The sequence below is a fragment of the Anaeromicrobium sp. genome, assembly GCF_025210435.1.
Classification (GTDB): domain Bacteria; phylum Bacillota; class Clostridia; order Peptostreptococcales; family Thermotaleaceae; genus Anaeromicrobium.
Window position 1 is genome coordinate 1 of sequence record NZ_JAOART010000075.1, and the last position, 12,094, is coordinate 12,094.

General features: G+C 32.3%; 14 protein-coding genes. 7 read left to right on the forward strand and 7 right to left on the reverse strand.

The window, feature by feature from the left end:
- Positions 1 to 428 precede the first annotated feature (428 nt).
- The 6 genes from N4A57_RS09200 to N4A57_RS09225 all read left to right on the forward strand — a co-directional run bounded on the left by N4A57_RS09200 (position 429) and on the right by N4A57_RS09225 (position 7,122).
- Positions 429 to 3,119, forward strand: a complete 2,691-nt coding sequence (locus tag N4A57_RS09200) for a DEAD/DEAH box helicase (RefSeq protein ID WP_293657706.1) — start codon at positions 429 to 431, stop codon at positions 3,117 to 3,119.
- A 79-nt stretch (positions 3,120 to 3,198) separates the two neighbouring features.
- Complete coding sequence (locus tag N4A57_RS09205; protein ID WP_293657707.1) at positions 3,199 to 3,327, forward strand: hypothetical protein; 129 nt, start codon at positions 3,199 to 3,201, stop codon at positions 3,325 to 3,327.
- 99 nt (positions 3,328 to 3,426) lie between these two features.
- Positions 3,427 to 3,699, forward strand: a complete 273-nt coding sequence (locus tag N4A57_RS09210) for a hypothetical protein (RefSeq protein WP_293657708.1) — start codon at positions 3,427 to 3,429, stop codon at positions 3,697 to 3,699.
- 501 nt (positions 3,700 to 4,200) lie between these two features.
- Positions 4,201 to 4,692 (forward strand): hypothetical protein, encoded by a 492-nt coding sequence (locus N4A57_RS09215; protein ID WP_293657709.1) that lies wholly within the window; start codon positions 4,201 to 4,203, stop codon positions 4,690 to 4,692.
- Between the two features lie 311 nt (positions 4,693 to 5,003).
- A complete protein-coding gene (locus N4A57_RS09220; protein ID WP_293657710.1) occupies positions 5,004 to 6,479 on the forward strand; it encodes a protein adenylyltransferase SelO in 1,476 nt (491 codons plus the stop codon).
- Positions 6,480 to 6,639: 160 nt separating this feature from the next.
- Positions 6,640 to 7,122, forward strand: a complete 483-nt coding sequence (locus N4A57_RS09225; protein ID WP_293657711.1) for a hypothetical protein — start codon at positions 6,640 to 6,642, stop codon at positions 7,120 to 7,122.
- 116 nt (positions 7,123 to 7,238) lie between these two features.
- Here N4A57_RS09225 and N4A57_RS09230 read toward each other — a convergent pair whose 3' ends face one another.
- The 6 genes from N4A57_RS09230 to N4A57_RS09255 form a co-directional block, all read right to left on the reverse strand.
- Complete coding sequence (locus tag N4A57_RS09230; protein ID WP_293657712.1) at positions 7,239 to 7,484, reverse strand: DUF3243 domain-containing protein; 246 nt, start codon at positions 7,482 to 7,484, stop codon at positions 7,239 to 7,241.
- Between the two features lie 254 nt (positions 7,485 to 7,738).
- Positions 7,739 to 8,092: a stage V sporulation protein AE gene (gene spoVAE, locus N4A57_RS09235; RefSeq protein ID WP_293657713.1), complete on the reverse strand. Its 354-nt coding sequence runs from the start codon at positions 8,090 to 8,092 to the stop codon at positions 7,739 to 7,741.
- A gap of 17 nt (positions 8,093 to 8,109) precedes the next feature.
- The gene (spoVAD, locus tag N4A57_RS09240) at positions 8,110 to 9,111 is read right to left on the reverse strand and encodes a stage V sporulation protein AD (RefSeq protein WP_293657714.1); all 1,002 of its coding nucleotides are present in this window, start codon (positions 9,109 to 9,111) and stop codon (positions 8,110 to 8,112) included.
- Positions 9,112 to 9,591, reverse strand: coding sequence for a stage V sporulation protein AC (gene spoVAC, locus N4A57_RS09245; RefSeq protein WP_293657715.1), 480 nt, complete (start codon positions 9,589 to 9,591; stop codon positions 9,112 to 9,114).
- 14 nt (positions 9,592 to 9,605) lie between these two features.
- On the reverse strand, positions 9,606 to 10,466 hold the full coding sequence (locus N4A57_RS09250; protein ID WP_293657716.1) for a DUF421 domain-containing protein: 861 nt from the start codon (positions 10,464 to 10,466) through the stop codon (positions 9,606 to 9,608).
- A gap of 13 nt (positions 10,467 to 10,479) precedes the next feature.
- Entirely contained in the window at positions 10,480 to 10,686 is a 207-nt protein-coding gene (locus tag N4A57_RS09255; RefSeq protein WP_293657717.1) for a DUF1657 domain-containing protein, read from the reverse strand.
- Between the two features lie 248 nt (positions 10,687 to 10,934).
- On the opposite strand from N4A57_RS09255, the gene N4A57_RS09260 reads away from it, so the two are divergent.
- The gene (locus N4A57_RS09260) at positions 10,935 to 11,144 is read left to right on the forward strand and encodes a DUF1657 domain-containing protein (protein ID WP_293657718.1); all 210 of its coding nucleotides are present in this window, start codon (positions 10,935 to 10,937) and stop codon (positions 11,142 to 11,144) included.
- A gap of 288 nt (positions 11,145 to 11,432) precedes the next feature.
- Here the strand turns inward: N4A57_RS09260 and N4A57_RS09265 are convergent, their stop codons facing one another.
- A complete protein-coding gene (locus tag N4A57_RS09265; RefSeq protein WP_293657719.1) occupies positions 11,433 to 11,798 on the reverse strand; it encodes a phage holin family protein in 366 nt (121 codons plus the stop codon).
- Positions 11,799 to 12,094 lie beyond the last annotated feature (296 nt).

Consider the following 12,094-nt stretch of genomic DNA (forward strand, 5'->3'; position numbering starts at 1 on the left):
AGTCCTTGTCACAAGCGAAAGTGTGAATCTTCGTATATAGGTTCATGTGTCATGTTGGAGTAGCATAGGATGTTGTGACGTTCCAGGGTTCCAAAGATTTTCAATATATTTTCCCTTATAGGCAAGTTACTGTATAAAGAAATCTTAGTGTTGATAAATCTATAGTAAACTTAGATATGTGGAAAAACTAGATTTTAATGAAATAAATGAGGGAAAAGAAAAATAAATAATAATATATAATACTCAGTCTCAACAAAAGAAGTCTATAATGTAAGTTATAAGAGCGTATAGGGGAAATTATAGCTGTGGTATATATCTAGAAGAATTATATGGTGATATTTAGTTTGGTCGGGATTTGTTAGTATAGAAGATGTACAAATAATTCTTAAGAAAGATGTGATTTGAAAATTGTTGGAAGGATGAAATCAATGACAACACATGATAGAGTTAAATTAGTAGAAATGAAAAATAAACAATTAATTGTTATTTTAAAACCAGAGGGTTTTTATGAAATTGATTGGATGGAAATAAAAGGACATATTAATGAAGAACAAATTATGATTCAAGAAAAAGTATATAAACACTTTAGAAAAGATAGAAGTGAAGCATTGTTTTCTCTTGGCTTATCAGAAAAAATAACATCAATTTCTGAGTCTCTTAGTTATCTGAGAAGTATTGCAGTAACATTTGTAAAGAAACTATCAAAGAAACAAGATATTGAATTATCTGGTCACAAAATTATAGTTACTATAAAAGAGGAAGAAATTAAAGATTTATTAAAGAAATCTCCCTATTTAATTGGGCATGAATACTTAAATAATGAATGGATTAGAAAGGTATGGAAAGATCTTAATAAGGTATTCTCTAAAATGAAGCAAAATTATAATGGTAGTGTTGAAGAATTTTTAAAGACATTTAACTATGAGGCACATCTTCATGGGCGTATTTTCTTTCATTTAGTAGAGAAGAAAGGGGACGATTATCCCTTTGCTTTTTTAGGTACATACTTAGCAGATGCATCAAAAGATGGTGCCGCAAAACATCTCCCTCTCAAAAATGCACTTATAGAATATGAAAGAAATGAAAAGAAACTAGCAGAATTACTTACAACCGTAAATAAAGCTTGTGAAAAAAGTTCTTTTATTTCAAAACTTGTTGAATCAGGAAAGATATTTAATCCAATAGGATTAAATGCAAAAGAGGCGTATACTTTTCTAAAGGAAATACCCTTGTACGAAGAATCAGGAATTTCATGTCGTATACCAAATTGGTGGAAAAACAGATCAAATTCATTAAAAATGTCTGTAACTATTGGAAACAAAATGCCATCAAGAGTTAATTTAGATGCACTTGTGGATTTTAAAGTCGAATTATCCCTTGGCGAATCCAAAATAGATGCTGTTGAATTGAAAAAACTAATTTCAGAAGCAGAGGGATTAGCTTTTATTAAGGGAAAATGGGTAGAGGTGGATCGTAAAAAATTAGAAAAAACCCTTAAAGCATATGAACAGGCTCAGAGTCTTATGAGTGAAAATAATATGAGCATGATTGAAGCAATGCGTTTCAAATTAAATGCTGAAAAAATACTTAAAGTACCTGATGAGGTATGTGAACTTGAAGTAACAAATGGAGAATGGATCAATTCAGTAGTTACTAGATTGACAAATATAGATAGTATTGAGTCTATTACATGTGGTAATGATTTTCATGCTAAGTTACGTTCATATCAAGAAAAAGGTTTAAGTTGGCTTTACTTTATGAAGAGTCTTGGATTGGGGGCCTGCCTTGCAGATGATATGGGACTTGGAAAAACAATTCAAGTAATTGCACTGTTAAATTATTATAAGGATAATAAAAATGAAAAAACATTGCTTATTATTCCTACATCACTTATAGGAAATTGGATGAGTGAAATTGAAAAGTTTGCTCCAGCACTTAAGTATTATGTATTACATCCCACTGAAAATAAAAATCCATATCATGATGGAAGTATATATGATCAAGATTACGACCTTTTTATAACCACATATGGTATGCTTTCAAAATATGAATGGATTAAAAACAGAACATGGGACTCAGTTATTTTAGATGAGGCTCAAGCAATTAAGAATCCAAGAACTAAACAAACGAGAGCTGTAAAACAATTAAAAGCAAATTATAGGATTGCGATGACAGGTACGCCTATAGAGAATAGACTTTCTGATTTATGGTCATTGTTTGATTTCTTGAACAAAGGTCTTCTTGGAAGTTCTAGCGAATTTACTGACTTTACAAAGAAACTCAAACAAAATCAAGATAATTATAGTAAGTTGAAACAGGTTGTAAGTCCATTTATTTTAAGAAGGTTAAAAACAGACAAAACTATTATTTCGGATTTACCTGAAAAAATTGAAATGAAAACCTATCCAACTCTTACAAAAAGGCAAATAGTTCTTTATACTAAATTAGTGAAAGATCTTAAATTGAAGATTGAATCTACTGACAATGGTATGGAACGTAAGGGAATTGTACTTTCATCTATAATGAAATTCAAGCAAATATGCAATCACCCAGATCAATATCTTGGTCAAAACAACTATGCTGAAAAAGATAGTGGGAAATTTGAAAGACTTCGTGAAATTTGTGAGAATATCTATGAAAAGAGAGAAAGAGTTATTGTATTTACACAGTTTAAAGAAATTATAGAAGAACTTAGTAGTTTTCTTGAAACTGTTTTCAAGCATAAAGGACTTGTATTCCATGGGTCAACAGCAGCAAAGAAAAGAAAAGATATTGTAGCTAAATTTCAAGGAGAAGAGTATGTACCATTTATGATACTTTCTATTAAAGCAGGAGGTGTAGGCTTAAACCTTACATCAGCTAATCATGTTATTCACTTTGATAGGTGGTGGAATCCATCTGTGGAGAATCAAGCAACTGACAGAGCATTTAGAATAGGGCAAATGAAAAATGTTATAGTACATAAATTTATTATGAAAGGTACTATTGAGGAAAAAATTGATTTAATGATTGAAGATAAAACTAAATTATCAAAAGAAATCGTATCAGATAAGCAAGAGAATTGGATTACTGAAATGGACAATAATCAACTTATAGATTTGTTTAAACTGGAAATATAAATTTATGGAGATGTTTTTTCATATCACATTATAGAGTAGATATAAAAAAATGTTAATAATATGTATAGGGAGGCTAGTTATGTTCTTGTATTATGATGGCTATGAAATAGATGGATCAGATACAAGTTACAATATTTTAACACCTGAAATGGAGAAGTTAAAAGAGGTTGTCAATTATTATTTACAATTGAAAATAATAAGAAAATAGGTTTGTGGATGTTTATTGTTCTCTAGGAGGGCCTAATGTATTTCTAACCTACTAATTTATCTTAACAATGGGCGTGTTAACAAAGAACGTTCAGGTTGTATGGCGGGCAAAATCTTTATAGCCATTCATGATGATGGTTCTTTTAAACCTTGTAGCCATCTTAAGGTGAACGAAAAGGCTAATTCAATTTATGAATACTATACAGACGGTAAGTTTATAAAGTCTTTAAAAAATAGAACATATCATGTAGACAGCTTGTGCCATACATGTGTATACACAGATATATGTGGTGGATGTATGGCCATTTGTGATGCACTTTTTAAAGATGCAATGAGCGGGGAGATGGCGTGTCCTACATATTTTAAAAACTAAAATTAAATATTTCATTGAATTACATGATCCCCCAGACGTTAGTTTGGGGGATTTTCAATCCATTTTAAAATACTTTGTACTTCAAGTGAATCTTAGTATGCTTAGTATGAAAAATATTTTAGACTAAAGCATCTGCATATTATGTAGGTGTTCTTTTTATGGTTTCTTCTTTGCACTAAAGATATGTTGCGGACTCTATTAAAGCTCAAAGTGAATCCATGCAAAAATCAAATACAGATTTAGAAGAATTGATAATCTTTAGCTAGTCAATTAAATAAAAAGTAAGTTCAGCATATGAGTGAAGAAAGATACACTAAACAGTAAAATGTATAAGTTTATCATTAATAGATACATTCATTAAATAAAGGAATTTTAATATAATGAATTTAACATAAGGAAATAAAAGAATGTGACAATATAGAAGGAACTGTGATTCCTATAATTTCAACAATTTATAAATTAATTTCAAAATTATAAATGAAAATAGAGGAGGGGTTTTGGATGAAATATAGAGTTGTACCTAAAACAGGGGATCAGATTTCAACAATAGGTTTCGGTTGTATGCGTTTAGAAACCAGATTAGGACGGATAGATGAAAAGAAAGCAGAAGATTGGAATAGAATGAAATCTTTGGGAGTACTTGAATTTCTTGATGATGTAAAAAAGAAAGGCCAAGTTAAACATATAGGATTTTCTGCTCATTGTGACATTCAGGCTTTCAAAAATATTGTGGACGATTATGACTGGGATATTGCAGTATTCATTATGGAACCCCTTAGAGGTGGAAGTCTTTCTAATAAGGTTCCTAAAGAAGTTGAGGAATTATGGGACATGGCAAAGGTTAAAAGGAATCCAGACGAGTGGGCTCTCAAATGGATATGGAATCATGAAGAAGTTACATGTGTTTTATCAGGAATGAATAATGACCAACATATAAGAGAGAACATTAATGGTGCAAATACAACTGAACCAAATAGCCTATCAAAAGAGTAAGTGGAGCTGATTGAAAAAGTAAGGGACCTGAATATTTTTTATGTGAAAATTTAATTTAAAGGAAGTATCTCTTGGTTTAAGTGGAATTTTTCTGTTAAATTTTTCCTTATGCATTCATATATGAGGTTTAACGGGATATATCTTCGGGTAGAAAGAGTATAATAAAAGGGAAGAAGCAGATAATAAAAATGAGTTATGTTGTGTTCATATAGAAAGTAAAAAACTAAAAAAATCATAAAGTATTTATGATTTTTGTCTTGTAAAAGAAAAGGCTAGGATAGAAAAAATATAGAAGAAGGAAAGGAGATACGATGACAGAGAGAAAAGAAATAATAGAAACAGGATGGAATTTCGACAATAGCTATGCTCGTCTACCGAAATCATTTTTTACTAACCAGAATCCGACCCCTGTACATTCACCAAAGTTGGTTGTTCTCAATCATCCCTTAGCAAAATCTCTGGGGTTAAACCCTCAGGCAATAGAAAGTAGTGATGGTGTAGAAATCTTTGCTGGTAATCAGATTCCCAAAGGCGCTTTGCCTCTTGCACAAGCTTACGCAGGACATCAATTTGGACATTTCACCATCTTGGGGGACGGACGGGCTGTGTTACTTGGAGAACAGATCACTTCATCAGGTGAGAGAGTTGATATTCAACTCAAGGGTTCAGGTAGAACTCCATACTCCCGTCGGGGAGATGGAAGAGCATCACTTGGACCCATGTTGCGGGAATACATCATTAGCGAAGCAATGAATGCACTAGGGATTCCTACCACTCGTAGCCTAGCTGTGGTCACAACTGGCGAATCAATAATCCGCCAAACAGAGGAAATTGGTGCAATTCTCACACGTGTGGCCGCTAGTTATCTGCGTGTAGGCACTTTTCAATACATTTCAAACTGGGGTACTGTTGAGGAACTTAGGGCCCTGGCTGATTACGCATTGGAAAGACATTTTCCACAGGTTGTCCCTGACGAGAACAAATATCTTTCCCTACTTAAGGAAGTGATCAAGGGTCAGGCTATACTTATTTCAAAATGGCAACTGGTTGGCTTTATTCATGGGGTGATGAATACGGACAACATGACTATTAGTGGAGAAACCATTGATTATGGACCCTGTGCCTTTATGGATACCTATGACCCAGCAACCGTATTTAGCTCCATTGACATTCATGGCCGCTATGCCTATGGCAATCAGCCTAAGATTGGTGCGTGGAATCTAGCCAGATTTGCTGAAAGCCTGCTGCCATTGATACATGTAAATAAAGATCAGGCTGTGAAACTGGCCCAAGATGCCATAGCAGATTTTAATACATTGTATTATAATAATTGGCTTGATGGAATGAGAGAAAAACTTGGAATATTTAACAAAGAGCCACAAGATAAATCCCTTATTCAGGATCTTCTCAATATGATGGAGAAGCATGGTGCGGACTATACCAACACTTTTCGTGAACTAACTTTTGATAATCTGGATGATATGTCTCTCTTTGGAACTACTGAATTTACTCAGTGGCATGAAATGTGGCAGGCAAGATTAGACAGGCAAAAAGAAACAAAAGACTCCTCCTACAAGCTCATGGGAAATAGAAATCCTGCCATAATACCTCGCAACCATAGAGTAGAAGAAGCCATAGAAGCGGCAGTTAAAAAAGGGGATTACAGTGTTATGCAAAGACTTCTTAATGTTCTTTCATGTCCCTACGCCTACTCACCAGAACAGGCTGATTATGCCACACTACCTCCACCATCAACCAGCCCTTACAGAACCTTTTGTGGTACTTAGTATATAGGAGTTAGTATTATATAGTACAAAGGTAAGAATTTATAACCCATAGGATATATTAAAAAATCCTTATGAAGAAAATACTTCATAAGGATTTTTTAATATATAGTCCCATTAATTACATATTGTGAATAAGCTAAAGAAAGAGGAGGTGTATTTAATGGCCGTTCATTATACCCTTGAACCTATGCTATTTCCATCTGATAAGACAGAAGAGTTTAATCAATTTATGGATGAGTATGGAACAAAATCTGATAGATATATTTGGAATCAAATTGCTAAGGTTAAAACTAACGTGGACCAAAAGACTATCGAAAAATATATAAATAACTTAGATTTAATAGCTAAGACAAACGACCTAATTACAGATAATCATTTAAAGCGAATTGAGAGAGTTAAAAGAATACTGTTGAGTAATACATCAGCACCACCACAGGAAATTGAAAGTCAATGGTTTGGGTTTGGTGTTAGTTTACTTTTATGGTTCTTAATTTTAGTCATTATTTGGAGACAACCTTGTTGTCCTCCTAAAGATCCTTGCCATCCAGGACCGTGTTCATATGGGACTTCGGCAAGAGCTAGAGTAGGAAAAACTAGGAGCTGTAGAAGATACACTTTTGATAGTCGAAAGAAAAAATCTTAAAATGAAAAGACCACTAATTCGCATTTTTAAGAGAATTAGTGGCCTTTTATTCATTATAATAGAAGAAATTCATAGTGTTATTCCTAAGTTTATCATGTTATGCTTAGTATTAGATTTTACTTATCTACCATTTTAACTACTAAACCAGCCAAAACTTTCCTTTCATTGTCATTAGAAACATCCCATAATTCCTTTAAAATTCTTTCCTCTTCATTGGAAGGATTTACATTATTTGATAAAAAGGTACCTACCTTTTCAGCAATATTAGTTATTGTCTTATCGGACATACCTACAGTTTCACCCATATCTACTGCCTTTCCTAAGGTTTCTTTCCAATTATTCCAATCCTTTTGTGTTCCCATAATGTTTAACCTCCTGTTATTTATTATAGATAAATATTATATAAATTAATTTATATATGTTTAAAATATCTACTAGTAATAATCTATAGATTTGTATAAATCTATAGTTGAAGTTGCCTATTTATATTATTCAACAATTCAATCTAATGTATACAGTCCTATTTGTAGGAGGAAGGGAAATACATGAATTCTTATATTTAGGAAACCACCAATATAATATAGGGAGAAATTTAATATAAATATCTATTTACTTCCTAACCTTTAGGTTTAAATACTAATGCCCCCATAAATCCAAAGATTATTGCAGCAGAAACACCTGCACTAGTTACTTCAAAAATTCCTGTGAGTACTCCAATGATACCATGTCTCTCAGCTTCTGCCAATGCACCTTTTACCAGAGCATTCCCAAAACTACTTATTGGTACCGATGCACCTGCACCAGCGAATTTTATTAATGGTTCATATAAACCAAATCCTCCTAGTATGGCTCCTACTACAACTAATGTACTTGTTGTATGAGCTGGAGTAAGCCTAAATATATCCATCATTAGTTGTGCTATTACACATATTGCGCCACCAACAATAAAGGCCCAAATGAATTTTTCCATATGTTAACACCTCATTTCTATATTTCTATAGATACTGCGTGAGCAATACACGGTATACTTTCCTTTTGTTGATAAGACATGGGGGACATTAATGCACCAGTTGCTATAATTAGTATTTTTTTTAATTCACCTTTTCGCATACGATTTAAAAAGTGTCCATATGTGACTGAGGCAGAACATCCACATCCACTGCCTCCAGACATAACAGGTTGCTCCTTTTTGTATATTAATATGCCACAATCTGTGAATATTTTAGGTGGAATTTCAAGTCCGTGTTTTATCAATAAATCACCAGCAATTCTATGACCAATTTGTCCCAAATCTCCTGTAGCAATCACATCGTAATAGGATGGATCAATATTCAAATCTCTAAAATGGGCTTCTATGGTATCAACAGCTGCTGGAGCCATGGCCGCTCCCATATTAAAAGGATCTGAAATTCCCATATCTATTACTCTCCCTATGGTAGCTGAGGTAACTCGTGGACCTTCACCATTTCTACCTAGTAATACAGCTCCTGCTCCCGTCACAGTCCATTGGGCTGTAGGAGGTTTTTGAGAACCATATTCTGTAGGATATCTGAACTGTTTTTCAGATGCTGCATTGTGGCTACATGCTCCAGCTACAACATATTCTGCAGACTTGCTATCTACAAGTAAAGAACCTAGAGATAAACCCTCCATTGAACTTGAACAAGCACCAAAAATACCCAAGTAAGGTGCTCCCAGAGTTCGTGCTGTGAAACTACTGGAAATTATTTGATTCATCAAATCTCCGCTAATAAAAAATTGAATATCTTCTTTTCTCTTTCCAGCTTTTTCAATTGCCTTTTCACAGGCTTGTTCTAACATTTTTTTTTCTGCTTTTTCAAAGCTATCTTGTCCTAACCATAAATCTTCATGAAGGATATCAAAATCTTCAGCTAGGTTTCCTTGAGCTTCAAAAGGTCCTCCAACAGCTGCTGATGATAATATAACAGGTTTAGATTCGAAGACCCATGTTTGATGTCCTTTAAGCATTTACATCCCACCTAACCATGTAATTGAAATTTTTATAAGAGCAACAACAAAAGCGGAAAAAACACCGTAAGCAATTACTGAACCAGCTAGTTTAAACATATTTCCGCCTACACCTAATACAAATCCTTCACTGCGATGTTCAATAGCCGCAGAAGCTACTGTGTTGGCAAAACCTGTAACTGGAATAACTGTTCCGGCTCCAGCCCATTGAGCCATTTTATCATACACACCTAATCCTGTAAGCAGAACAGAAATTATAATCAAAACTGCTGTAGCAGGGTTTCCAGCTGTTGTTTCTGTAAAATCAAAATATTTGATAAATATCCACTGTAATCCTTGGCCTATTGTACAGATTATCCCACCAGCAACAAAGGCTCTAAGACTATTACGTAAAACTTTTCTCTTTGGTTCTCTAGCTTGTGCAAATGCTTGATAGTCTTGTTGGGTTGGTGTTAATTTTTTGTTTTTTTTACTTGACATTAATTCATCACCTTCTAATGTAATAAATAAGGTTCTAGTTTTTTTATAATTTGCTCAAGTTTATCTGCATTATTTGAATACATGATTTTAGCCTTCTTATTATCTGTTTCTAGAGAAAATGAAAGAAGATCAGCGTAACTTTTTTCAAGATTAGCATAGAGTAGTTCTTTTACCTTTGGCTGAGAAATTTGTAAAGCATCATCAAATAGATCTATGTATAAATCACCAGAAGAATCTATTTGACCTATAAACACATTGTCTAAAGAAATTCCTAAAGCCTTTAATTGTGTTGTTAGCCAACCTTGATTAAGATCTCTATTACTCAATGGTTCATCAAGTATATTGCCATCTAAAATTACTGTTTGGGGTTCACTTTGAGGTGATACTTTTTTTCCTAAATCATAAGAGGTAATAGGTTTTTTCTCTGATTTTAATAGTATATTTATTTCTCCAGTGGATTCCATTACAGCAAATTCAACATCTGCTAAATTAAAAGCATTATTAGAACGTAGTTCCCTTAAAAGTTCTTCTCCTGTGAGCCTTACTTGACTTAAATTTTCTTCCATAACCTTTCCCTTTTTTACTAAAATTGTTTCATTTCCATTAACAAAGTCATGGATCCATTTGCTCTTTAATGATAAATAATCTAATCCAATAGGTAGTAAAACCCAAATAGATAGGACAATTAAACCAAATACCAAATTTTTAATCATATTTACAGAAATTAAAGCTGCTAAAATAGCAATAACAGTATAGTGAATAAATTGAAAAGGTGTCATTTTAGCTATTTGTTTTTTTCCCATTATTCTGATAGAAGCAAAAGTTATAAAAAATAACCCTATGGATCTTAAAAGTATTTGAACCCAGTTTTTCATAGCCTTCCCTCACTTAATAACCTTTATATTGTGGTTCTTCAAGTTCTAAAGTTTTTAGTCGCTCTTCTAAATCCTTTATTATTTCATTTGTTCCTATTAAGGCTTCTTGAAAAGTAGATTTTGTATTTTCATCTAAAGTTTGTATTGAATAAAGCCTTAAGGTACTTTGAGTCCCTTTTAAAGTAGCCAGTGTCTGCTTTACTTTGGAACTAACAGTCATTATTATCACCTCTTTTTATAGAATTACTTATAAATTTATTATTACAATTATTTATAAAGATTAATTTGCATATTTATTCCATATTTAATTAAACTTCTACATATTTATATATTCTTCTATTACTAACAAAATTAAACAAAGTTCGTTAATATACAAAATTATAGAATTTTAGATTACAAGTTATTATTTTGTTAAGTTTACACATACTATATGTGTAAACTACTATTTGAAATGGAGGCAAAATTCATATGACTACAATTAATAAACTAGAACAAGCGTTAGCTGGTGCAAAAGGTCTTGCTGCACAATTAAAAACATTTTCCTTAGATACGGATAATCAAGAAGCTAAAACAATGTTTAATGAATTATCTTCAACAATGGAAAGTACTGTACAACAACTTGAGAATAGAGTTGAATTTGTTAAAAGTGAGGAACCTCAATATAATCAACAACAATAAAATAATATAACCGAAAAACCTGTTTTAACACAGGTTTTTCGGTTATATTATTTCTTTTTTAGTTAACATATATAAAATAACAAATCCCAGGATTATAAACACAATAGTAAAAATAGCTTCATATAGTAAATTCATTTTTATTGACTCCATTAAGAAATTTTTATTTAAGGATAGTATTCTCAAATAGTAATAAAATAATAAATAAATCTATAGGAAAAAAATATAAAGTCCCCCAATTTTATGGGGGATTTTATAGGATTACATATTTATAACTATAGGAAACTATAGCTACATTACACTTCTTCCTGGAATAAACATATTAATAATTCCTATTGATAGGGCTGCTAAAATTGCACCTATAACATTTATGCCTACACCTTGAATAAGATAACCAGTTATATAGATAATAACTGCAGATACAACGAATCCTGTTATACCTCTACCAAAGGGAGTAGCATCAAATCCAGTAAATCTTTCTATTGCGTAATCTATTACACCAATGGATACGGCTGCCAAAACTAAAGGCACAAAACCTCTTATGGTGAAATATGGTGTAAAGAAAGCAGCTACTGCTAATACTATCATTGATACTATTACTCTTACTAACATGCCTCCTATGCTAAAATCACTATGTTCTTCTTTTCTTTCTCTCAATTTAGTCACCTCCAATTAGGGTATATATACAGTATTTCTATTTCAATGAGTTTTTATGTAAGTAGAATATTATGTTATTAATGCAATAATTCTAGAAATATTATTATAAAATTTCACAAAAAATATTAAGGTAAGTTAAGCTTCATTGAAAGTAATTACGTAAGTTTTGTACAAAAATAGTCTATTCTTTTGGATAATTATTCTTTGGTATTTTAGGCAAAAAATAACTAAAGGTAATACCATATCCCTTATCGAAGTAGTGTTTTCCCACAAACTCTAACGAAAGGTGGTATTAC